The following is a 24,350-nucleotide window of genomic DNA, read 5'->3' on the forward strand; positions in this document are numbered from 1 at the left end:
TTTTTACCTTATGCTAGAATTAAACTTTAAACCTTTTCCTAATTTACAATCTGAAAGATTAACTTTTAGAAAATTGAAAGATAGTGATGCTCCTGAAATTTTAAAATTACGCGGAGACAAGGAAACTATGAAATTTATACCTCGTCCGTTTGCAACTTCTCTTGAAGATGCACTTAACCACATCAAAATAATCAATGAAAAAATCAAGGAGAATGCTGATATTAATTGGGCAGTTACTGAAAAAGGGAATAATAAATGTATTGGGATAATGGGTTTTTATAGAACACAACCTGAAAACTATCGTACAGAGCTTGGTTATATGATATTACCCGAATATTGGGGAAAAGGTTATGTAACTGAAGCTGTTAAAACATTACTTAATTATGCTTTTAATACTTTAAATTTTCACTCTATAGAAGCAGTTATAGACTCAAGACATATTGCTTCAGAAAAAGTTTTAATTAAAAATGGTTTTCGAAAAGAAGCACATTTTAAAGAAGATTTTTTCTATAACAATGAATTTAGTGACACCGTAAAATATGGTATTTTAAAACGTGAATTTAATCGATAATGATTTATACAATTTCAAATAATAACACTTCAGCAGAAATTAACACAAAAGGTGCCGAATTAATTCGATTAACAAAAGGAAATCAAAATTACATCTGGGATATTGATGAACAATTTTGGAATAAAACTTCACCAATTTTATTTCCAATTGTAGGTAGGCTAAAAAACGATGAATATCGTATTGAGAAAGAATCGTATAATTTGCCGCGACATGGTTTTGCTCGTGATTTCGAATTTGAAGTTGTCGAAAAAAGTGATTCTAAAATTGTTCTCGAATTAGTATCAAATCATACTACTTTAATCAATTATCCTTTTGAATTTCGTTTGAGATTAAGTTATGAATTAATAGAAAATAATATTGTTTTGACTTATGAAACAAAAAATTTTTCGAACAATAAAATGCCATATTCTATCGGAGCACATCCAGCGTTCAAAATTGAAAACATTGAAGAATATAGTTTAAGTTTTCCTAATGATAACGAGCTAACATTTTATTCATTAGAAAATGAATTATACAATACTAAAACAAATAAAATTAGTCTAGAAAATAATAAACTAGCCTTACATTACAACCATTTTAGAACTGATGCATTAGTCTTAAAAAAATTTAATTCGAATGAATTTAGCCTTTTAAAAGCAGAAAAACCATACATAACATTTAGATTGACGAATTTTCCTCATTTAGGAATATGGACTAAAAATAATGCCCCTTTTATTTGTATTGAACCTTGGAATGGCTTCGCAGATTATAATGATTCAAATGGTAATATTTTTGATAAAAGAGGAATTACAATTCTTGAACCTGAAGAATTAGCCACAAACAAAATTGAAATTACCATGCATTAAAAAAATCCCTCAGTTGAGGGATTTTTTTAAATAATCTTATGAATTCTATTTATTGGAATTACAACGCCTTGCTTTAGTATAATTCGGTCAGAAGTTACTCCCCAAACTGTAGTTTCTACTACATGACCACATATGTCATCTTCAAAATAAATTTTCATTTTCACATGCTCTAAATTACCTAAAGTTAGTGCTCTCTCTAAATCAGTTTTACGTTGAAGAACTTCCTGTGCATCATTTAAAACCTCTTGCTTAGGAAATGATAAAGACGCTACTGCTTCCTTATCAATTAATTGATAATCTACTACCATAATTATATTTAGTTAGGTTAATTAACATAAATATAGTAATTATTTTTAATTAAATTGTTAATTATTTAATTTTAACAATCAATAAATCATTCATTCCTTTATTTTCTTCTACATCAAAATCTGAACTTTGTGTTTCTCCAACAATTATTAAATTGTTATCTAATAATTGCGTACAGTCATAGGCAAAATCAAAACTTGTTCCCCCAAATGTTTTTTCCCAAAATAATTTTCCTCCTGAATCTATATTCAAAACCCAAAAATCATTTTGACCTATATTATTAGAAACATCACCATCGTTGCTTCTCGTATGACCAACAATTACAAAACTTTCATCATGAATTTTTTTAATAGAATTTGCAGTTTCATATTGTAAACCTCCAAATGATTTATCCCAAATTTTTTGTCCCATATCGTTAATCGCTAAAACCCAAATATCGTTACCTCCTATATGACTAGAAATATCTCCATCTAAACTACTAGATGTACCAACGATAAGATAATTACCATTTCGCGTTTTAGAAATTCCATATGCTTGATCTAGATCAGATCCTCCAAAAGATTTTTTCCAAATTAAATCTCCCAAGCTATTTACTTTTATAACCCAATAATCATAGCTACCATGATTGTCTGTTGCATCAAAATCATTACTCTCAGAATATCCAACCATAACATAACCTCCATCATTAGCTTCTACAACATCAAAAACTCTATCATTTTGTGTTCCTCCAAAAAACACATCCCAAATCATATTACCATTAGAATCTAATTTCATTCCATAGAATTCACCTACACCATGTAATATATTTTTATTACCTATTCCTCCACTATAGTCTGTAAAACCTACTACAAAAAATCCATTATCCGAAGTTTTTATAATTTTATGAGCATGATCATGACTCGTGTAGCCATATGTTTTAGACCAAATTAAATTTCCATTAAAGTCAATTTTGAAAACAAAAAAATCATGCATACCTAAATTGCTTGAAACATCACCATCAATACTTTTAGTATAACCAGCGACAACAAAATCTCCATTTTCCAATTCAACTGCACTATAAGAATAATCATCTAAAGAGCCTCCATATGTTTTACTCCATAATAAATCGCCTTCTGAATTATATTTAGACAACCAAGCATCTTCAATATTATCATTAGTATCAACTATATCTCCATCACTACTTTTTGTGTAACCAATTACCAAAAACCCACCATCTTTAGTAGTAATTACACTTTTAATAGTCTCATCATTTGAGCCTCCAAAAGTTGTCGACCAAACTTTTTCCCCTTTAAGCTTGTAAAATGAATTATCACCAAAATCTTCATCTTTTTGACATGCAATGATGACAAGCAAACAACATATTAAAATAATCTTTTTCATATTTTTAATTGATCACAATTTTTTTAGTGGTAGCGTTATTAATCTTAACAATATAAACACCTGAATTTAAATCCGAAATATCTAAATCTAGTGTTAATAATTTATTTCCGTTACCATTTTTTACTTGACTACCTAAAATATTATACATACAAACTTCATCTATTTCATTTGAAGCTTCTATCTTCAATAAATTTGATTTATTATCAACGTAAACCCTAAATTCATTTTCATTAAATGTATTTGAACTTAAAGTATTGGATTTTTTTAAAACAAAAAGTCCTCTTTCTATATCACTAACAATAATAGATCCACTAGCAAAATAAGGATAAACACTCCATGCACCATTATAGTTAGCCGTATTACTAGTTGGATATGTATCAAAAAAAGCTACTTCATTAAGATTACCATTATCAATATCTGCAATATCAATTATTCTAAGACCAGCTCTGTAATTTGCTAAGTAAAAATCATTACCATCAACGTATCCATTATGATCTATTGCATTTGTTGGACCAAAATAATTTGTTTTAAGCACTGGATTATCCAAATTACTCATATCAATAATAACTGATTTTGTATTAAACCCATAAGTAGATTCATCAGTTTCATCTCCTAAAATAAAGTATTTTTGATCATCTGTTAACCAACCTTGATGTACATAATCTGCATTTGTGTAAGTAAACGTTGATAACAAAATAGGATTAGCTTTATTTGAAACATCAACAACTACAACCTGATTTTCATTTGCTCCAAAAAATATTTCTTTTCCGTTATGTTCAGTATCAGGACCATTATAAATAACAACTTGAGCATCATGAGTATAAGCTTCTGCACTATATCCACCAGCAGCTGTAGGGTTCAAAGGGTCTTGAATATTAATAAAATGTGGTCCTCCACTAAATGTCAAAGTTCCAACAGCATATGCAAATCCAGTAGCTTCATTTATAACAATGTTATGACATCTACCAAAACCATTATAATAAGCATCTTGAGTAAAATTCACTGGTGGTGAAACAACATTTCTAAGCTTTGTTAAATCAAATACTTGCATTCCATGATTGGAAGCTTCACTAACAATAAAAGCATAGTTATTGTAAACTTTAATGTCTCTCCAAATACTATTAACTGTTGCAGTTGGCAATTTACCTAGATAAATTGGGGTAGTTGGATTTGTAATATCTACAAAAGCTGTATGACTCGTCAAACCAATAATTGCATATTCTTTATTATCTAGCGGATCTGTCCATCCCCAAATATCATTCCCTTCAGCAGTTGCAGTTCCTCCTAATTGAGTAATAGTTAAATTTGAATAAAGATCAATTTCATTACAAGGAAAAGAAGATGCAAATCCACCACTACAAGGTGTTTGAGAAAATACTTGTATACAAAATATTAGAGTTAAAGTAAAGAAAAGTTGTTTCATTTTATTATTAATGTTTAGACTTGGGCTATAAAAATACTAATTTTAAAAAAGATTTAATCAAATAAAATTATATTTTATCTTAAATTTGCATCCCTATGCAGAAAACCATAAACATACTCAATAAAAGAGCAAAATTCGATTACGAAATTTTAGATAAATACACTGCTGGAATAGTACTTACAGGAACCGAAATCAAATCAATCCGTTTAGGTAAAGCTTCTATTGCTGAAAGTTTCTGTGAATTTCATAATGGCGAATTATTTGTAATCAACTCTAATATAGAAGAGTATGCTTTTGGAACACATTACAACCATAGAGCTAAAAGCGAACGCAAACTTCTTTTAAACAAAAAAGAATTGCGTAAGCTTGAAAAAGATGCTCAAAATAAAGGATTAACTATTGTTCCATTACGTTTATTCACAAACGAAAAAGGATTAGCTAAACTCGATATCGCGCTTTGTCGTGGTAAGAAAAACTATGACAAACGTGAAACTATAAAAGATCGCGATACCAAACGTGATTTAGATCGAATTAAGAAAAGTCATTAATTCGTTATGAAAGATTTACTTAAAAAAGGTCGAGAAACAAAAGGTTATTCTACAAGAAAACTTGGAGAATTAGCCGAAATTGACCAAGCTTTGATAAGTAAATTTGAAAATGGTTTTCGTATTCCTACTAAAAAACAAATTCAAACCTTATCGAGTTTACTTGAAATTGATTTAAAACAATTATTAGTCGCTTGGTATAAAGTTAAATTAGATAAAAACTTCGATTTAAATCCGTTTGCCATTCAAGCAATTACTGAAATTCTTCAAGAAAAAGGAATTGAAGTTAGTCCAAAATCGAAAGAAAAAGAAATTGCTTCAATCTTAGACGAAATCGAAATCTTGAAACAAAAATTAACGGGATTAAAATAATCAGTTACGTTTTTCATTTTACCCAAATCTAATTTTTATCTTCTAAAAGTGGAACAAATCGAAATTCACCAAATTCATGCTTTTCAAACTGTGTTTCATTCTTGCGAATTAAAAGTGTCATAATTTGTTCTTTATCACCTAAAGGAATAACTAGCCTTCCTCCTACTTTTAATTGCGCCATCAATGGTTCAGGAATAAATGGCGCTCCTGCCGTAACTATAATACTATCAAACGGAGCTTCTTCTGGTAAACCTTTATAACCATCTCCAAAAATTAATCGTTTTGGGCGAATATTCAACTTTGGAAGTAATAATGATGTTTTTTTAAATAATTCGTTTTGTCTTTCAATGGAAAAAACTTTGGCTCCCATTAAACATAAAACAGCGCATTGGTAACCACTTCCCGTTCCAATTTCTAGAATTTTATCGTCTTTTTTAACTTCTAAAAGCTGACTTTGAAATGCAACTGTATAAGGTTGTGAAATGGTTTGTCCTGCTGCAATAGGAAAGGCTTTATCTTGATAGGCAAAATCTTCAAAACTCGACTCCATAAAGTTGTGCCTCGGAATTTTTCGAATGGCTTCCAATACTGTTTTATCGGTTATCCCTTTTTCTTCTAAAAGTGTAACCAGTTTATTACGAAGTCCTTGATGTTTTTGGGTATCTCTCAATTTTGAAGGATTTAGTTTCGGTAAAATTATAGCTTAAAAAACAAAAAATCAAACAGAAAAACTTTAAACTTTAAACTTTTAAACTCAAAACTAAAATAGTACATTTGTTGAAAATACTTTGTTTATGTTAAAAGTTGGTGTTCTGGGTGCTGGCCACTTGGGAAAAATACATTTACGATTACTTAATCAATCTTCAAAATATGAATTAGTTGGTTTTTATGACCCTTTTGAAGATAATGCCAATAAAGTTTCTAAAGAGTTTGGCTATAAAAAATTCAATACTATTTCCGAATTAATTGCAGCCGTTGATGTTGTGGATATTGTAACACCTACATTATCCCATCATGATTGTGCTTTAGAAGCAATTAGAGCTGGAAAACACGTTTTTATTGAAAAACCTATTTCAAACACTGTTGCTGAAGCCGAAGAAATTATTGCTTTGGCAAAAGAATACAATGTAAAAGGTCAAGTTGGACATGTAGAACGCTTTAATCCTGCTTTTACTTCGGTTAAAGATAAGATAGAAAACCCAATGTTTATTGAAACGCATCGTTTAGCAGAGTTCAATCCAAGAGGAACTGATGTTCCTGTGGTTTTAGACTTAATGATTCATGATATCGATGCTATTCTAAGTGTAGTTAAATCGAAAGTAAAATCAGTTAATGCTAGCGGTGTTGCCGTAATTTCAGACTCTCCAGACATTTCAAATGCACGTATCGAATTTGAAAACGGTTGTGTTGCGAATGTAACGTCGAGCCGAATTTCAATGAAAAATATGCGTAAATCGCGTTTCTTTCAAAAAGATGCTTATATCTCTGTTGATTATTTAGACAAGGTTTGTGAAGTTGTAAAAATGAAAGACGCTCCAGAAGTTCCTGGTGATTTTGATATGATTCTTCAAAATGCCGAAGGCGTTAAAAAACAAATCTATTTCGATAATCCACAAGTAAGTGCTAACAACGCTATTTTAGACGAGTTAGAAACATTTGCTGATGCTATCAATAACAACACCACTCCTATTGTTACATTAGAAGATGGAACGGAAGCATTACGCGTAGCCTATATGATTATTGAATCAATGGAAAATAAAAAATAGTTTAAAAATTTAAGATTTAATTAGTTCAAAAGTTGAAACAACTTTAAACAAATTATTAAACAAAATTAAAACTCAAATAAAACAAACAAAACTTAAAAAATGAATACAATCGCAGTTATAGGTGCAGGAACTATGGGCAACGGTATTGCTCATACATTTGCACAATCAGGATTTACAGTAAAATTAATCGATATTTCAGAAGCCGCTATTGAAAGAGGTATGAAAACTATTGCAACTAACTTAGACAGAATGGTTGCTAAAGGTAGTATTACCGAAGACGATAAAATGAAAACCATTGGCAACATCATTACATATACTGATGTTAAAGATGGCGTTGTAGGTTGTGATTTAGTAGTTGAAGCGGCTACAGAAAACATTGATTTGAAACTTAAAATCTTCAAACAGTTAAGTGACGTTTGCGACCATAATACTATTTTAGCAACAAACACATCTTCGATTTCAATTACACAAATTGCAGCTGCTGTGGTTCATCCAGAGCGCGTTATAGGAATGCACTTTATGAATCCGGTGCCAATTATGAAATTGGTTGAAATTATACGTGGTTACAATACTTCAGATGAAGTAACTAAAATCATCATGGACTTATCAGTTAAATTAGGAAAAGTTCCAACAGAAGTTAACGATTATCCTGGATTCGTTGCGAATAGAATTTTAATGCCAATGATTAACGAAGCTATCGAAACGTTATACAATGGTGTTGGTGGTGTAGCTGAAATTGATACGGTAATGAAATTAGGAATGGCACATCCAATGGGTCCATTACAATTAGCCGATTTTATTGGACTTGATGTGTGTTTATCTATCTTAAACGTAATGTACAACGGATTTAAGAATCCTAAATATGCTCCATGTCCATTATTAGTAAACATGGTAATGGCAGGAAAATTAGGAGTAAAATCTGGTGAAGGTTTCTACGATTATTCTGAAAGTAAAAAAGCAGAAAAAGTAGCTTCTCAATTTAGTAAATAGTAAAAAGGGATTAGGGATAAGTATATTTTGCTTATCCCTTATTTCTTATCCCTGACAACTTAAAGTAAATGGCTAAAATCATTCCTTTTAAAGCGGTTCGTCCTGCTGAAGATAAAGTTTCCTTGGTAACTTGCAGAAATTACGACGATTATAGTCAGGCTGAATTAGCGGCTTGGTTAAACTTTAATCCGTATTCATTTTTACATGTTATCAATCCGGCTTATGTTCATTCACATACCACAAGTTGGGACAAACGTTTTAAAGGTGTAGCGCTAAAATATCAAGATTTTAAGCGAGAAGGTGTTTTTGTGACTGAAGAAAAGCCTAATTTTTACATCTACGAAATTAAATCGAAAACCAATTCTTTTACTGGAATTTTAGCAGGAACTTCGGTTGATGATTATCAAAATAATCACATAAAAAAACACGAAGACACTTTACAATATCGTGTAGAATTGTTTAAAGATTATTTGCATCAAACACGTTTTAATACTGAGCCTGTTCTAATTACGTATCCTGATAGTGTTGAACTGAATACTTGGATTTCTCTCAAGAAAAAAAGCAAACCTTTATATTCATTTTCAACAACTAACAAAGAAACACATACACTTTGGAAAATTGATACTGAAAGTGATATCGATTGGTTAGTACAACATTTTGAAAATATTCCGAATCTTTATATTGCCGACGGACATCATCGTTCGTCATCGGCAGAATTGTTAAGACAACAGGACCAACATCTAAACAATCCTAATTTAGATTATTTCCTAAGTTTTTTAATTGCTGAAAGTAATGTAAAAATTTACGAATTCAATAGAGTAATTCGCGATTTAAATGATTTTAGTAAAGATCAATTTTTAGAAAAATTAGGAGAAAATTTTAATATTGAATTAAAGGAACAAGAACTTTGGAAACCTTCTAAAAAGGGGAAATTCGGAATGTACTTAGATGGAAAATTCTATGCTTTAACATTTAAAGACTCTGATTTTCTGGACAAAAATGCTTCGGTATTAAACCAACTCGATGCGCAAATTTTATACGATACGGTTTTACAGCCCATTTTAAATATTGGTAACTTACGTAACGACGAAAGAATCGATTATATTTCTGGGAAACAACCCATTACTGAAATTAAATCTGCTGTTGATGGTGGCGAATTTGCCGTTGGCTTCATGTTATATCCTTCTGATATTAATGAAATTAAATCAATTGCCGACGCCGATTTAATTATGCCTCCAAAATCTACTTACATCGAACCTAAATTTAGAAGCGGTTTGGTTGTTTATGAATTATAAACAATGGATAATATATTAAAAATACAATTTAAACCATTAAAGGTAATTCTATTATTCACCTTTTCATTAATAATATTGCTTCTTGCAATCTATGGCTTTTTAAATACAATTTATTTATTAATACTCCCTTTTATTATTTTTATATTTCATATTTTATTCTATGTAATTAACTTTTATCATCTTTTAAAATATAAATACGTTTTAGAAATAAATGAATCTGAAATAATTTATCTTCCATTAAACTTAAAAATAGAATTTACAAAAGTTGATTACATAGAAATTGGTAGTTATTCTAGAAGTGATTTGTTAGTTATAAAATTATCGGATTTTGCTTTAGTGAAAAAGCTATTAACTAGTAATTTATTGAGGTATTTGTTTTACATTAATTTCAAATCAATGGGAAAAAATATCATTTTTTTTCGCTTTTCAATTTTAGATATATCTGAAATTGAATTAAAAAAACATCTAATAAAATATATTTCTAAAGAAAAAATATCAATTTAACAAACAATGTCAATCTCACAAAACCTAAATAACATAAAATCTTCACTACCAGAACACGTTACTTTAGTTGCGGTTTCAAAAACAAAACCAAATGCTGATATTTTGGAAGCGTATGAAGCTGGTCAACGTGTTTTTGGAGAAAATTATGTACAAGAATTAGTCGAAAAACACGACCAACTTCCTAAAGATATTGAATGGCATTTTATAGGACATTTGCAATCGCGTAAAGCCAAATTAATTGCGCCTTTTGTAAGTTTAATTCATGGCGTTGATAGTTTAAAATTACTTCTTGAAATCAACAAACAAGCGCAAAAAAACAATCGAGTAATCGATTGTTTACTTCAAGTTCATATTGCCGATGAAGAAACGAAGTTTGGTTTAGATGAAAGTGAGTTAGAAGAGATTCTTCACTTCGTTCAGAATGACAAAAATGAGATAAAAAATGTTCGAATTGTTGGTTTAATGGGAATGGCAACCTTTACCGAAGACCAAAACCAAATTAAAAAAGAGTTTGAGAGTTTAAAATCACTTTTCGATAAATTCAAGACTCAAAATCCCGATTTCAAAACGCTTTCATTGGGTATGAGTGGCGATTATGAATTAGCAATTTCTTGCGGAAGTACTATGGTTCGAATTGGAAGTAGTATATTTGGAAACAGAAATTACAATTAAATTACATTTTTTAAAATTACTTGTACGCTATTCTCGACATAGAAACAACTGGAGGCCAATACAACGAAGAAGGTATTACCGAAATTGCTATTTATAAATTCGATGGCCATGAAGTTGTGGATCAATTTATAAGTTTAGTTAATCCCGAAAAACCTATCCAACCTTTTGTTGTAAAATTAACGGGTATTAATAGTGCTATGTTACGTAGTGCTCCAAAATTTTATGAAGTTGCCAAAAGAATCATAGAAATTACAGAAGGTTGTGTTATTGTAGCTCATAATTCATCTTTTGATTATCGAGTAATCCGTACAGAATTCAAACGTTTAGGCTACGATTTTAAAAAACCAACACTTTGTACTGTTGAATTAGCTAAAAAATTAATTCCAGAACAAAAATCGTATAGCTTAGGAAAATTGGTTCGTGGATTAGGAATTCCAATTGCTGATAGACATAGAGCAAGTGGTGATGCTATGGCTACCGTAAAGCTTTTTAAACTTCTTTTATCGAAAGATAAAGAGAAAGAAATAGTAAAAAGTTTTGTAAAAACGGAAGTTAAAGCTGGAATGTCGCCAAAACTTTTAGACATTGTTGAAAGTTTACCATCCAAAACGGGAATTTATTACATTCACAATGAAAAGGGTGAAGTTATCTATATAGGTAAAAGTAAAAACATAAAGAAACGTATAAATCAACATTTTACTGGAACTTCTAGTAAAAGTAAGAAGATTCAGCGTGAAGTTTATGCAGTAACTTTTGAAGAAACTGGAAGTGAATTAATTGCTTTACTTAAAGAAAGTGAAGAAATAAAAATTAACAAACCCATTTATAATCGTGCACAAAGGCGAACCATTTTTCAATGGGCTTTGTATCAAGAGAAGACAGAAAAAGGATATATTTCTTTAAAAATTCAAAAAGCTGACGGAAGAAAAAAAGAAATAACTTCCTTTAGCACTTTACAAGAAGGAAAAGCATTTTTGTTTAAAATTACTGAGAAATACAATCTTTGCCAAAAAGTAAACGGATTGTATGATACTAAAAAAAGTTGCTTTCAGTACGATATAAAACAATGCTTTGGTGCTTGTATTGAAAAAGAAGACCCGAAAACATACAATGAAAGAGTAAACCAATTTATCACCGATTATTCGTTTACAAACAATAATATGGTTATTATTGATAAAGGAAGAACTCACGATGAAAAAAGTGCTGTTTTAATTGAAAATGGTATATACAAAGGCTATTGCTTTTATGATTTAAATTACCAAATAACAAATATCGATATACTTCGAAATTTAATCATCTCTATGCAGCACAATAGAGATATTAAAACCATTATTCAAAGCTACATGAAGAAAAACAAAGTAAAGGTTGTTTCATTTTAAATCTCTATTTTTGTTTTATGACTTCGAATAAATCAAAGTGGGAATCTATCCAACAGAAAATTAACATTGTTATTTATGGCACAAGTACGCCAGCTGGAAGATTATTCGATTTAGTGTTACTTGGTGTTATTTTACTTAGTGTTATTTTAGTTATGCTTGAAACCGTTCAAGGTTTTGATGCAAAATATCACGATGAAATCATTTTACTAGAATGGATAATTACTTTTTTCTTTACAATCGAATACGTTTTTAGAATAATAGCTTTAAAAAAACCTTGGAAATACATTTTCAGTTTCTATGGAATTATCGATTTAATTGCGGTTTTACCCATGTATTTGTCTTTATTCTTAACAGGAACAAGTGTTCTAACTATTATTCGAGCTTTCCGATTAATTCGATTATTCAAAATATTAAATCATCCACAATTTACTGGTCAATCGATACATTTGATTGATGCCTTGTATGCAAGTCGCGGTAGAATATTTGTCTTTATCTATTTCGTTTTAATCAGTACTGTCTTTGTAGGTTCACTTATGTATGTGATTGAAGGTCCTGAAAATGGATTTACAAGTATTCCTACAAGTATTTACTGGACAATAGTTACGTTAACAACTGTTGGTTATGGCGATATTTCACCAGGAACTCCATTAGGTCAGTTTTTAGCTTCTTTTGTAATGATATTAGGTTACGGAATAATTGCAGTTCCCACAGGAATTATTACTTCTGAAATAGCTTTAAACAGTAAAAAAGGCGACACAAAACCAAAACAACATCCATGTTCTAATTGTGGGATTGAAGGGCATCAAAATAATGCTAGCTTTTGTTTTAATTGTGGAAGTGAATTAAATGATGAATAACTACTTAATTACAATAATTGGTCCAACAGCCATTGGAAAAACAGCTTTAAGCATAAAATTGGCACAGCATTTCAATTGTGAAATTATTTCGTGTGATAGTCGCCAATTTTTTAAAGAAATGAAAATTGGAACTGCAGTTCCCAGTGAAGAAGAATTAGCAGCTGCTAAACATCATTTTATCCAAAATAAATCCATTTTTAAAAACTATTCAGTTGGTGATTTTGAAGTTGAAGCTTTACAAAAATTAGACGAACTTTTTCAAACCAATACCATTCAAATTATGGTTGGCGGAAGTGGTTTATATGTTGATGCAGTTTTGAAAGGTTTTGATGAGTTTCCAGATATTGATGCTTCGGTTAGAGATGAAATCAATTCAAAATATGACGAACTTGGAATTGAATATTTACAATCGACTTTAAAAGACTTAGATTCCGATTATTATCAAAAATTAGAAACCGAAAATCCACAAACATTAGTCAATCCGCAACGCATGAAACGCTTTGTTGAAGTTTGTTTAGGAACAGGTAAACCCTATTCTAATTTTATAGGGAAACGTTCAGTTAAGCGAGATTTTATTCCAATTATAATCGGTTTACAAGCCGATAGAGAAATAATGTACGATAGAATTAATCAGCGCGTTGATATAATGCTTCAGGAAGGACTTCTGGATGAAGTTCAACAATTATATCCACATAAAGATTTAAATGCCTTACAAACGGTTGGTTATCGTGAATTGTTTGATTATTTCGATGGGAAAACTACTTTAGATTTTGCCATAGAGCAAATCAAAATGAATACACGCCGATTTGCCAAACGACAAATCACTTGGTTCAAACGAACAGAAAATACTTCTTGGTTTGATTATAAAACGGATGTAAATGAAATCATACATTCCATAGAATCAAAAATCAATAACTTTTAATTTATATTTTTTACATGCCTATTTCACCTGAATTCACTTCAAAATTTGAACAAAAACACGAAATCAACTTTTTACAATGTTATCCTAATGGTTGTTTGAAGTATACTGATTTGTGCAATTTATTACAATTAACCGCAGGAAAACATGCCGAATTAGGTGGAATTAGCTTTAAAGACATGATGCCTTTTAATCAAACTTGGGTTTTGAGTAGAATGCTTGTTGAAGTAAAGAAATTACCTAAATGGAATGATACAGTTGTGGTAAAAACTTGGATAAATTCGTTAGAGAATTCTAGGTCTATACGCTGCTTAGAAATGTATTTAAATGATGAAAAGATAGTAGGTTGTGAAACATTATGGGCTATTTTAAATACAAAAACTAGAAGACCTGATACATTAGCCGTTGAACATGAACATTTTGAAAAATTTCCGATTAAAGCAACTGAAAAAAATGTAGACCGAGTTAATTTAAACGATGTAAATACAACAATCTTTGAAAGAGAAGTACACTTATCTGATTTAGATGTAGTAAATCACGTAAACAATGTTAAATATTTAGAGTGGTGTTTAAATTTAATAAATCCAAAAGATGTTTTAAATCAAAACATTACTTCTTTTGAAATGAATTTCCTTAAAGAGCTTTCACTTTTCGATAAAGCTTCTATAAAACAGTTTGAAAATAGTTTTGCTATTACAAAAGATGATAAAGTTTGTTTTGCTTTACAACTTACTTTAAAATAAAAAAGCTCTGATTAATCAGAGCTTTTTTATTATTTTTTAACTACTAGTCTAAAACCTTCACCGTGAATATTTAAAATTTCCACGTTTTCATCTTGTTTTAGATATTTTCTCAACTTCGCGATATATACATCCATACTACGAGAAGTAAAGTAATTATCGTCTCTCCAAATTTTAGTTAATGCTAATTCTCTTGGCATTAAATCATTTTCATGAAGTGCTAACATTTTTAAAAGTTCACACTCTTTTGGTGATAATTTCACTGGTTCTTCTCCATTATATGACAAGAAACGTAATTTTGAATTCAAATGAAACTTACCGATAATAAATTCAAACTTAGTATTATCAGGCTTAATTTCAGTTGCTTTACGTTGCATAATAGCCTTAATCTTCATTAGTAAAACTTCTGAATCAAATGGCTTATTTAAATAGTCATCAGCTCCTACTTTATATCCTTTTAAAACATCTTCTTTTAGTGTTTTAGCAGTTAAGAAAATAATAGGCACTTCTTGATTCTTTTCACGAATTTCACGAGCTAAAGTATATCCATCTTTGTAAGGCATCATTACGTCTAAAATACACAAATCATAAGTGTCTTTTTTAAACTTTTCAAAACCTTCCATTCCGTTTTTAGCCAAAGTAACATCAAAATCATTTATAATTAAATAATCTTTTAGTACCGCTCCAAAGTTTGGATCATCTTCAACTAATAATATTTTTCTTGCTTCCATAGTAATAGTCGTTGTGTTATTTCTTAATTTATTAATGGCATTTTTAAAATAAAAGTACTGCCTTTTCCTTTTTCACTTTCAACAAAAATTTGTCCGTTATGATCGTCAACAATTTGTTTAACATAAGCTAAACCTAATCCGTGACCTTTAACGTTATGTATATCACCTGTATGTTCTCTATAAAATTTCTCAAAAACTCTTTTTTGAGCCACTTTACTCATTCCCGCACCTTGATCTTGAATTTTAATTAAAATAAAATCTTTTATATTTTCAGTATACACATCAATAATTGGTGCATCAGGCGAATATTTAATAGCATTATCTAGAATATTTACCAATACATTAGTAAAATGCATTTCGTTTAACAAAATTGTTGTTCTATTTGCATTAAAATGTGTATTGATAACTCCTTCCCTATCTTCTACAATTAAACTAATATGTTCAATTGCATTTTCAAGTGTTTCGATTACGTCAGTTGGTTCTTTAGAAATATCTAATTCATTTTTTTCTAGTTTCGAAATTCTGAGAACATTCTCAACTTGTGCATGCATTCGTTTGTTTTCATCCTTAATCATTTGAAGATAACGTTGAACTTTTTCTTTATCATCTATAATTTTAGGATTTTTAATAGCATCTAAAGCTAAATTAATTGTAGCAATAGGTGTTTTAAACTCATGCGTCATATTATTTATAAAGTCAGTTTTAATCTCAGAAATTTGCTTTTGTTTCAATAATTGATTTAAAGCACTCGAATAAGTTAAAACAATTACCAATGTAAACAATATCGACAAAGCAGTAATTCCAACGATAGAAGAAAATAAAAATTTACTCTTTTGAGGAAATGAAACTAATAATTGATATTGTGCTACACCATCTCCATCTTTAAATATGGGTACACCATAAGTTGATTTTTTATCGTAACGAAATAAATTTGATCTTACTTTTGTTGCTAATCCGTTACTATAAACACCAAATTCAAATGGAGTGTTTACACCATATTTTATAAGTTCTTCTGTCAATAAAGCTTCTATTTCTTCTTGTGATATTCTTTGTTGTATAGGTCTAACGCTAACAATATCTTTACTATACAATTCAAAATATGCTTTTTCTAAAGATGAAATTCCACCTTTCTTTTGAATGGTAACATCTGGTGTTGGATTCATCGATACCCCTGAGTTGTCAATAGGATTTCCTTTATAAATTTCAGTTTTTCTATCAGCAACTAAACCACTAACATTAACCGAATCTAAACTTTTATCAAAGAACGAACCACTTATCCCATAATTTTCAGCAATTAATGTATTCGTGTAAATTATGGTTTCTTTAGTTTTAGTATCTTGTTCTAAGAAGAATATTTTTCTTAAAACTGATGTTTCAGGCTCTTTACCTATACTGTCTTTAAGTTCCTCGAATTTTGTAACAAACTCTTTTAACTCTTTATTATTAATCTTATCCGCAACGCTACCTATAACTTGCTGAACATGATACTTAAACTGTTCATCATTTTTTGCAAGAGAAGTATTAATCCAATATAATTGTACTAATATTATTCCAATTAGCGACAAGCTCATAAAAAAAACTAGTAATCGGAATCTTTTCTTGTTCATCGATACAAATTTAACTTTTTAACATTTATAGTTAAAATACATTAACCAAAGATTAACAATTAATTATTTTTTTGAGGATTTTATATAATTTTAAGTAACTTATCTATTTGATTATAAGTATCATTTAACACTATATTATGAATAACATAATCAGATTTTGATATTTTTTCTTCCTCAGACATTTGATTATTCATTCTGGCTAAAACATCTTCTTTTGAAACATTATCACGTTGCATTACTCTCATTAGACGAACATCTTCAGGAGCTGTTACTAAAATTACCTTATCACAATCTAAATGTCCATTTGTCTCAAATAAAATAGCAACTTCCTTAACAATAAAAGGTTCGTTTTTATGTAACAAAACCCATTCCATAAAATGCTTTTTTACTTTAGGGTGAACTATGCTATTTAACTTGTTTAATTTCTCTTTATCGCTAAAAACTAAATTTGCTAATGTCTTCCTTTTTATTTTTCCTTTTTTGGAAATAACTTTTTCTCCAAAGTAACTTTTAATTTCGTCAATAACTTCTTTTGATTCCATTAATTTTCTTGCTTCAACATCTGCAATGTAAACAGAAATACCTTTCGAAGCTAGGTATTTAGCTACAGTAGATTTACCACTACCAATTCCTCCTGTTAAACCAATAATTCTAGTCATTACTTAAAAAATAATTCTGGAAAAGCATTCTCTGGTTTTTTCTTTAAAATTGAAACTTTATAAAAAGACAATAAAAATCCTTTACCATATCCATAAAACTGTATAATAGCAGCTATAATACTATATAACGCAATTTTAATGCTCTTATTTTGAATTAACGATAAAATTCCTACTAATATAAAATATAAAACGTAACAATAAAGCAATTGATTTATTCCAAAAAACAAAAGTAAAATTGCTAATGTAAATCCTAATAGAAATAATGAAGGAAGCCAAAAAGTTGGTTTAGCATATTTTGGATACCAGTGATTTAAAATTGGTCTTGCTTTACCAAATTTATTTACTTGTGTGGAAAACCTTTTCCAATCGATTCTTCTTTTATGATATACTGAAACATTCTTTAAGAGTTTTGTTTGATAACCTAAACTCCAAAGACGGATTGATAAATCTGGATCTTCACCAGGATGAATATTTCCAAAACCTCCTGACTTTTCAAAAGCTTCCTTCGAAAGTCCCATATTAAAACTTCTAGGCTGAAACTTTTCTAATGCTTCACTACCTCCTCTAATTCCACCAGTAGTAATGAATGAAGTCATTGAAAAGTTGATTGCTTTTTGTATGTCAGAAAAAGAAGATAATGCATTATCAACTCCTCCAAAACAATGAACATAATCTGTTTGAAGGCTATCATATGCGTTTTTCAAATAATTAGCAGGTAAAATACAATCTGAATCAAGAATAAGAAAATAATCTCCTTTTGCAACACGCATTCCAAAGTTTCTAGAATCACCTGGCCCAGAATTTTCTTTATAGAAATAAGAAATTTTAAGTTTAGAATTGTACTTTTTAATTATATCCTCACAATTAATAGATGAACCGTCTTCAATTACAACAACTTCAAAATCATTTTCATAATTCTGATGTGTTAAACTTAGAAGTAATTCATCTACTTCTTCAGGTCTATTATATACAGGAATAATAAAAGAGAAATACATTTATTAAAATTTCACCAAAGATAATCTTAAAAAAGAAAAGTCCCGAATAAATCGGGACTTAACATTTTATATTTAGTGTACAATTATTGTTTTACAACTTTAATTGTTTTTTGAACATCACCTGAAGTAACATTTACTAAATAAGTACCTGCTGCTAATTGAGACATATCAACTTGAGCAGAAGTTGCATTAACTGTTCTTGTTAATACCACTTGACCTAACATATTAATTACGTTAACATCAGTAATATCAGAAGAATATTCTAAAGTTAATACATCTTTAACAGGGTTTGGATATGCAACAAACTCATTAGAATTGAATGTATTTGTTGATAATGAAGCATCGTATGCAGAAACTTGGAAAGTATCTTCAGTTCCTCCACCAAACTCCCAAACTACAACATAAAGAACTTGGCCTGGTGTTAATCCCATCAAAGAAACTAATGAGAAGTTACCATCAGCACTATCATCATCATCACACTCAATTAATGTTAAAGAACCACATGTACCACTATAAACTGCGATAGCTGTGTCAGTTAATGAACTTGAGTTGTTATTAGTCTCAATTGTAATATTACCTGAAGCAGGAACTGTAACTGAATACCAAACATCAGCTCCAGCATAAGAACCGCAACCTGGTGCTGGTACTCCAGAATTTGTACCGCCAACTAATGTACCTACTACAGAATTATCTGCAAATACTGCACCTGGAGTTAAAACTTGTGCATTAGTACAGTCATTGTTTGCTGGAGGACAAACTGCATAATTAAATGTTCCTACTGGAATATCACAAACGTTATCTGAACCATGAAGTAAAGTTAAAGTAACTGGTGTACCATAAGTAAATGGACCAACTGTAACAACACCTGTTCCAGAAACTGGCCATGATGAAGTACCATCTGTAATTGAAGGAGAACCACTACCTAGAGCAGTAATATCTATATCAACACTAAATTGTCCATTTCCACAATCATGAGAAACTGTAGCTGTTGCAAATGCAGGTGGTGTACAAGATGGTGCTATAATGTTAACAGTAAAGTCTGAAGTTACACCCCAAGTACCATTATAACAAGGATTTGGTGGTACTTGACCTGAATCAGCAGTTCCAATTCTCATTCTATGTTGTCCTAATGGAGCTCCACCAGGCATTAAGAATGATGCATCTAAAGTTGTTGGATTTGTAGCTGTAGAAACTCCTGTATAAACTAATTCACCAGCATCGTCAAAATCAAAATCATCATTAAAATCAATCCAAATGTTAGTATCATAAGTAAATCCTGTAGCAAATGTTATTTGAACATTAGATGTTACACCTTGCGCTAAGTCAACAACTGTTGCAGTATTATCATAATACGTTAACACACTTCCACTAGGGAAACTTGTTGCTCCTAAATCCACATTTGTAATACCTGAAGCATCTACAGATGAAGGATTTGATGTACAATAACATCCATTAGCATTTGTAGTAAAAGAAACTTCTGAACAACCCGTAGCAGGTCCATTAACATTATATGGAGAAACCGTAAAATAATATGTAGTTCCAACTGTTCCTGCAAAAACATAAGAAGTAGTTGAACCTAAATCTTGGTTGTTAAGAATATCTGTTCCACCTGTAGTAGTACCAATGGTTAAATAGTATCCATCAGCTCCAGTTACTGCATCCCAAGTAAGCGTGTTATCAAAATTACCACAAGAGGCATCTGGTGTACCAACAACATTTGTAGCACAAGCTGGTGGTGTTGCAGGTGTTAATCTAATTTCAAAGTTATCAACTGAAAAATCAATATCTGCAGAACCATTGGTTGCACCTTCAACAGCTCTAAAAGCAAATCTTACAGTTTGACCTGCATAAGCATCTAAATCAATAATGTTTGTTGTTCCAGTGTTTGAAGGTACGTTTGCATCATTATATGTATAAAGTACAGTCCAGTTTGTAGTACCAGTTGAAACTAAAACCTCAACAAAATCATCAGATTCCCAAGGATTTGTAGGTGGATTTGTACTTGCAAATTGCGTTGCAGCAGCATCAAATTTTAATTCCCATCCTGTCGCTGGGATATCATATAACGGTGATAATACCCAATCATTAGCTCCAGTTGTGAAAATATTATTTTTTATGGCTCCAGTAGTTCCAACATTTCCAAAACCATCAACAACCCAACCACCTGTACCGAAAGTATTTGGTCCAGCTACAAGATCTCCACCATCAGCTTCTTCCCAACAATCTGGTAAAAACACAGCAAAATCTTCTAATTCAGGAACTGAATAAACACCACATTCAGTAGTAATTGTAAGAGGACCAACCCAAGTAGTACTACAATCTGCTCTAACATATACTTCATAAGCTGTATTAGATGTTAACAATGTATTAGCACAATCAGTAATATCTGTACATGTAACCGTAAAAGGTGTACCACTAGAATAATCGTAATAGTTTTCAGGGTTTGCTACTGGTAAACCTGTACCTGCTGGTTGTACAACATAATAAAAATCAAACTGCGAACCACCTGAACCATCTACCCAGTCTAAATCAAATGAACCTGATGTTACATTTGAAAAAGCTAAATTAACAGGATTAAAACATGTTGGTGCTTCATTAATTCTCACATCATCGATAGCTATATCATCATAAAAACTTGAAGACTCAACAATAATAAAACGAACTTGAATATCACCTGTTATAGTTAATGTAGATAAATCAATTATTCTTTCTACCCAACCATTTGTGTTAGTATTGTATGTTGCAACAGCATTCCAAGCAGCACCATCCCATACTTCAACATTTAATGTTGAGTTTGGATTACCGCCCTCATTATCACTTAATTCATAAAAGAATAATGTCGGAGTTGTTAATGGAGTAACATCAATAAAAGGAGAAGTTAAACTAGCATCAGCAGTATCTGGGGTTGAATCATCAACCCAAGCAAAATAACCATTTGAAAGTGTTGTACCTACAATTGTACCATTATTTCCAATGTGATTTCCTGCACCTGTATTAGAAAATCTCCAGTTTTCACTTCCAGACATATTCCAACATGATGGAATCGTTCCTCCATTTTCAAAATCTTCAGCATATGGAGCAATAAATGTAGAACACAAAGTAGTTACATTTAAAGGACCAACCCAGTTTGCACTACAATCAGCTCTCAAATAAACTTCATAAGCAGTATTTGAAGCTAATAATGTATTAGCACAATCAGCTAAATCAGTACATGTAATAGTAAAAGGCGTTCCACTTGAATAATCATAATAATTCTCAGGATTAGCTACAGGTAAACCAGTACCTGCTGGTTGAACAACATAATAAAAATCAAATTGTGACCCACCAGAAGCATCAGTCCAATCTAAATCAAACGAATTTGAAGTAACATTTGAAGCTGCTAAATTAATAGGATCAAAACAAGAAGGAGCTTCTGTAACACTGATATCATCAATAGACATATCACTTTCAAAACTTGATCCTCTAATTCCTCTAAATCTAACTTGAATATCTCCAGTTATTGTTAATGAGCTTAAACTTACTACACTAAAAGTCCATGCGTCAGTATCAGCTGTTTGTTGTTGACCAACAACTACAAACATATCGTTATTCCAAGCAGCACCATCATAAACATCAACATGTAACTCTCCCATGTTTACACCATACATATGATAATAAAATTGTACAGTAGGAGTTGTTAAGCCACTAACATCAATCATTGGTGTATATAATTCAGCTACAACACCAGCTGTACCACTTGTAGCTTCTGTGTAAAAATATTTAACTCCACTATAAGCACCAGAAGGACCTGTTCCAGTAGAAGGCGTTGATCCCGAAGCATCTACATCCCATCTGAACGCAGCAGTTGTCCCTGTTGGATTTGATGACCAACAATCAGAGATTGATGAATTCGTTGTTGCTGCAGCAGCTTCAACATCATAAGTCCATGGAGCTACAAACGTTGTACATAAAGTTGTAAAGTTAAATGGTCCTACCCAATTACCGTTACAATCTGCAGCGACATAAATTTCATAATCTGTATTTGAAGACAGAGAAGATACTGGAATCGAATAATTGATTCCGTCAACAGAATTTGAACCATCTTCATAAACACCTGAAGGAAAAGTAGCTGGCACACCAGTTCCAGCTGGTTGTACCACATAATAAAAATCAAATTGAGAACCACTCGAAGCATCTGTAAATAAAACATCAACACTATCTGAGGTAATATTTGCTACACCTAAATTAATAGGATCAAAACAAGCAGGAGCTTCTGCAAAACTAATGTCGTCAATTGAGATATCTCCAGTTATACCTGTACCCCTTAATGCTCTAAATCTAACCTGAACATCACCAGTAATAGTTAAAGAATTTAAACTTACTATACTTAAAGTCCATGCATCAGTAGCAGCAGTTTGCTGTTGACCTGTTAAAACTAAAAGATCATTATTCCATGCAGCACCATCGTAAACATCAACATGTAATTCACCCATAGTTGCGCCATACATGTGATAATAAAATTGAATTGTAGGAGTTGTTAAACCACTTACATCAACCATTGGAGAAACTAACTCTGCAACAGCACCTGTAGTCCCACTTGATGATTCTGTATAAAAATATTTAACTCCACTATAAGCAGCAGAAGGACCAGTGTTTGCCGTAGGTGTAGAACCTGCACCATCAACATCCCATCTAAAAGCAGCTGTAGTTCCTGAAGGATTTGATGACCAACATTCAGCAATTGTAGAGTTTGTTGTATTCGCAGCCGTTTCAATATCATAAGTCCATGGAGCCATCATAGTACCACAAGATGTAAAAGTTGTTTCTGAACAACCCGTTGCATCCCCTATTCCATTATAAGGAATAACAGTGACATAATATGTTGTTCCTGGCAAAAGTGAACCTAAATCATAAGATAATACATTTCCAACGTCAAAGTTGTTTAAAATATCTGTTCCTCCTGTAGAAGTACCTACATTTAATCTGTATCCTGTTGGAATACCTGGAGCTAGTGTCCATGAAATTACTGATGAACTTACATAAATTGCGCCATCAGCTGGTGTTGATAATACAGTACATGAAGGTACTGCAGTTGGAACTTGGGTTGCAGAGATATTATCAAAATAAATATCATAATCTCCTGACACCCATGTCATACTAAATCTCATTCTAAAATCTGAGCCAACTGGTAAGCTAGCAGCAGGAATCACATTAGTAAAAGTAGCACAAGTATTTGCTACTACGTGATTACCATCATCAACAGTAAAAAAGGTATTCCAGTTTGTTCCATTATCAGTTGAATACTGAACAACAAAGTTACCCCAACCTGCTGGAGCTGCTGTAGTACTATTCCAGTTTTCAATCTTGTAATCAAAACTAACCGTTAAATCGGTACCGTTTGAAGCTGCAACTTGATTTGGAGACACTAAAGTACCCGTTGTACTAGAACCATATAAGTTATCTCTAATAGAATTTCCAGCACATGCATCAGCAGCGGCAATAGTTTTACCACCAGTTTCAGTCCATCCCGTTGCAGCAAGGGAGGTGCCTGAATCGAAATTCTCTACTATATTTACTTGTGCAGTGGCCTGCAAACAAGCAAATACAAATAATAGCCATAAAGTAATTTTCTTCATCTTTTATTTAGTTATGTTTATAATTAGCTAATTTACAATTTTTTAATACACGTTTAAAGATGAAGAAATCTACAATCGTTGAACTGTAAGGTTTTAACGATAAAAAACAACGCCTGTCCTTTGAAGGACAGGCGTTTAACAAAATTATTCAAAAATGTGAGATTTTTTTTATAACAAAA

The 24,350-nt window shown here is 31.0% G+C and carries 21 protein-coding genes; 12 read left to right on the forward strand and 9 right to left on the reverse strand.

The features are described from left to right. The first annotated feature begins 10 nt into the window (after positions 1-10). Together KK2020170_RS11950 and KK2020170_RS11955 are read left to right on the forward strand one after the other, a co-directional pair. Positions 11-571 carry a GNAT family N-acetyltransferase gene (locus KK2020170_RS11950; protein WP_221258550.1) on the forward strand — a complete coding sequence of 187 codons (561 nt, stop codon included), beginning with the start codon at positions 11-13 and terminating at the stop codon, positions 569-571. Beyond that, positions 571-1,416 carry an aldose 1-epimerase family protein gene (locus KK2020170_RS11955; RefSeq protein WP_221258551.1) on the forward strand — a complete coding sequence of 282 codons (846 nt, stop codon included), beginning with the start codon at positions 571-573 and terminating at the stop codon, positions 1,414-1,416. The genes KK2020170_RS11950 and KK2020170_RS11955 overlap by 1 nt, the downstream gene beginning before the upstream one ends. 26 nt (positions 1,417-1,442) lie before the next feature. Here KK2020170_RS11955 and KK2020170_RS11960 read toward each other — a convergent pair whose 3' ends face one another. From KK2020170_RS11960 to KK2020170_RS11970, 3 genes are all read right to left on the reverse strand, one after another. Then, positions 1,443-1,724 (reverse strand): hypothetical protein, encoded by a 282-nt coding sequence (locus KK2020170_RS11960; RefSeq protein ID WP_221258552.1) that lies wholly within the window; start codon positions 1,722-1,724, stop codon positions 1,443-1,445. 61 nt (positions 1,725-1,785) lie between these two features. Next, on the reverse strand, positions 1,786-3,102 hold the full coding sequence (locus KK2020170_RS11965) for a hypothetical protein (RefSeq protein WP_221258553.1): 1,317 nt from the start codon (positions 3,100-3,102) through the stop codon (positions 1,786-1,788). Positions 3,103-3,106: 4 nt separating this feature from the next. Further along, positions 3,107-4,525, reverse strand: a complete 1,419-nt coding sequence (locus KK2020170_RS11970; RefSeq protein ID WP_221258554.1) for a choice-of-anchor B family protein — start codon at positions 4,523-4,525, stop codon at positions 3,107-3,109. 95 nt (positions 4,526-4,620) lie between these two features. On the opposite strand from KK2020170_RS11970, the gene smpB reads away from it, so the two are divergent. Continuing rightward, entirely contained in the window at positions 4,621-5,073 is a 453-nt protein-coding gene (smpB, locus tag KK2020170_RS11975; protein ID WP_221258555.1) for an SsrA-binding protein SmpB, read from the forward strand. 6 nt (positions 5,074-5,079) lie between these two features. Next, entirely contained in the window at positions 5,080-5,442 is a 363-nt protein-coding gene (locus KK2020170_RS11980; RefSeq protein WP_221258556.1) for a helix-turn-helix domain-containing protein, read from the forward strand. A 28-nt stretch (positions 5,443-5,470) separates the two neighbouring features. Here the strand turns inward: KK2020170_RS11980 and KK2020170_RS11985 are convergent, their stop codons facing one another. Continuing rightward, entirely contained in the window at positions 5,471-6,112 is a 642-nt protein-coding gene (locus KK2020170_RS11985) for a protein-L-isoaspartate(D-aspartate) O-methyltransferase (protein ID WP_221258557.1), read from the reverse strand. A gap of 124 nt (positions 6,113-6,236) precedes the next feature. Between KK2020170_RS11985 and KK2020170_RS11990 the strand changes: the two genes are divergently transcribed. The 8 genes from KK2020170_RS11990 (at position 6,237) to KK2020170_RS12025 (ending at position 14,567) form a co-directional block, all read left to right on the forward strand. Beyond that, positions 6,237-7,208, forward strand: coding sequence for a Gfo/Idh/MocA family protein (locus tag KK2020170_RS11990; protein WP_221258558.1), 972 nt, complete (start codon positions 6,237-6,239; stop codon positions 7,206-7,208). A 99-nt stretch (positions 7,209-7,307) separates the two neighbouring features. Further along, on the forward strand, positions 7,308-8,198 hold the full coding sequence (locus tag KK2020170_RS11995; RefSeq protein ID WP_221258559.1) for a 3-hydroxyacyl-CoA dehydrogenase family protein: 891 nt from the start codon (positions 7,308-7,310) through the stop codon (positions 8,196-8,198). Between the two features lie 68 nt (positions 8,199-8,266). Then, entirely contained in the window at positions 8,267-9,493 is a 1,227-nt protein-coding gene (locus KK2020170_RS12000; protein ID WP_221258560.1) for a DUF1015 domain-containing protein, read from the forward strand. Positions 9,494-10,003: 510 nt separating this feature from the next. Further along, positions 10,004-10,669: a YggS family pyridoxal phosphate-dependent enzyme gene (locus KK2020170_RS12005; RefSeq protein WP_221258561.1), complete on the forward strand. Its 666-nt coding sequence runs from the start codon at positions 10,004-10,006 to the stop codon at positions 10,667-10,669. 20 nt (positions 10,670-10,689) lie between these two features. Beyond that, positions 10,690-12,048, forward strand: coding sequence for an exonuclease domain-containing protein (locus KK2020170_RS12010; protein ID WP_221258562.1), 1,359 nt, complete (start codon positions 10,690-10,692; stop codon positions 12,046-12,048). 17 nt (positions 12,049-12,065) lie between these two features. Continuing rightward, positions 12,066-12,905: an ion transporter gene (locus KK2020170_RS12015; protein ID WP_221258563.1), complete on the forward strand. Its 840-nt coding sequence runs from the start codon at positions 12,066-12,068 to the stop codon at positions 12,903-12,905. Beyond that, positions 12,895-13,827: a tRNA (adenosine(37)-N6)-dimethylallyltransferase MiaA gene (miaA, locus tag KK2020170_RS12020; RefSeq protein ID WP_390640861.1), complete on the forward strand. Its 933-nt coding sequence runs from the start codon at positions 12,895-12,897 to the stop codon at positions 13,825-13,827. Before KK2020170_RS12015 ends, miaA begins: the two co-directional genes overlap by 11 nt. A gap of 14 nt (positions 13,828-13,841) precedes the next feature. Further along, entirely contained in the window at positions 13,842-14,567 is a 726-nt protein-coding gene (locus KK2020170_RS12025; protein ID WP_221258564.1) for an acyl-[acyl-carrier-protein] thioesterase, read from the forward strand. A gap of 29 nt (positions 14,568-14,596) precedes the next feature. Here the strand turns inward: KK2020170_RS12025 and KK2020170_RS12030 are convergent, their stop codons facing one another. From KK2020170_RS12030 to KK2020170_RS12050, 5 genes are all read right to left on the reverse strand, one after another. Further along, positions 14,597-15,295, reverse strand: a complete 699-nt coding sequence (locus tag KK2020170_RS12030) for a response regulator transcription factor (RefSeq protein ID WP_221258565.1) — start codon at positions 15,293-15,295, stop codon at positions 14,597-14,599. Positions 15,296-15,318: 23 nt separating this feature from the next. Then, complete coding sequence (locus KK2020170_RS12035; protein ID WP_221258566.1) at positions 15,319-16,902, reverse strand: sensor histidine kinase; 1,584 nt, start codon at positions 16,900-16,902, stop codon at positions 15,319-15,321. A gap of 80 nt (positions 16,903-16,982) precedes the next feature. Further along, positions 16,983-17,561: a dephospho-CoA kinase gene (gene coaE, locus KK2020170_RS12040; RefSeq protein WP_221258567.1), complete on the reverse strand. Its 579-nt coding sequence runs from the start codon at positions 17,559-17,561 to the stop codon at positions 16,983-16,985. Further along, positions 17,561-18,556: a glycosyltransferase family 2 protein gene (locus KK2020170_RS12045; RefSeq protein WP_221258568.1), complete on the reverse strand. Its 996-nt coding sequence runs from the start codon at positions 18,554-18,556 to the stop codon at positions 17,561-17,563. The genes coaE and KK2020170_RS12045 overlap by 1 nt, the downstream gene beginning before the upstream one ends. Before the next feature lie 83 nt (positions 18,557-18,639). Then, positions 18,640-24,171, reverse strand: a complete 5,532-nt coding sequence (locus KK2020170_RS12050) for a T9SS type A sorting domain-containing protein (RefSeq protein ID WP_221258569.1) — start codon at positions 24,169-24,171, stop codon at positions 18,640-18,642. Positions 24,172-24,350: the final 179 nt, after the last annotated feature.

Origin of the sequence: Flavobacterium okayamense, from assembly GCF_019702945.1 — a bacterium.
GTDB classification, from domain to species: Bacteria; Bacteroidota; Bacteroidia; order Flavobacteriales; family Flavobacteriaceae; genus Flavobacterium; species Flavobacterium okayamense.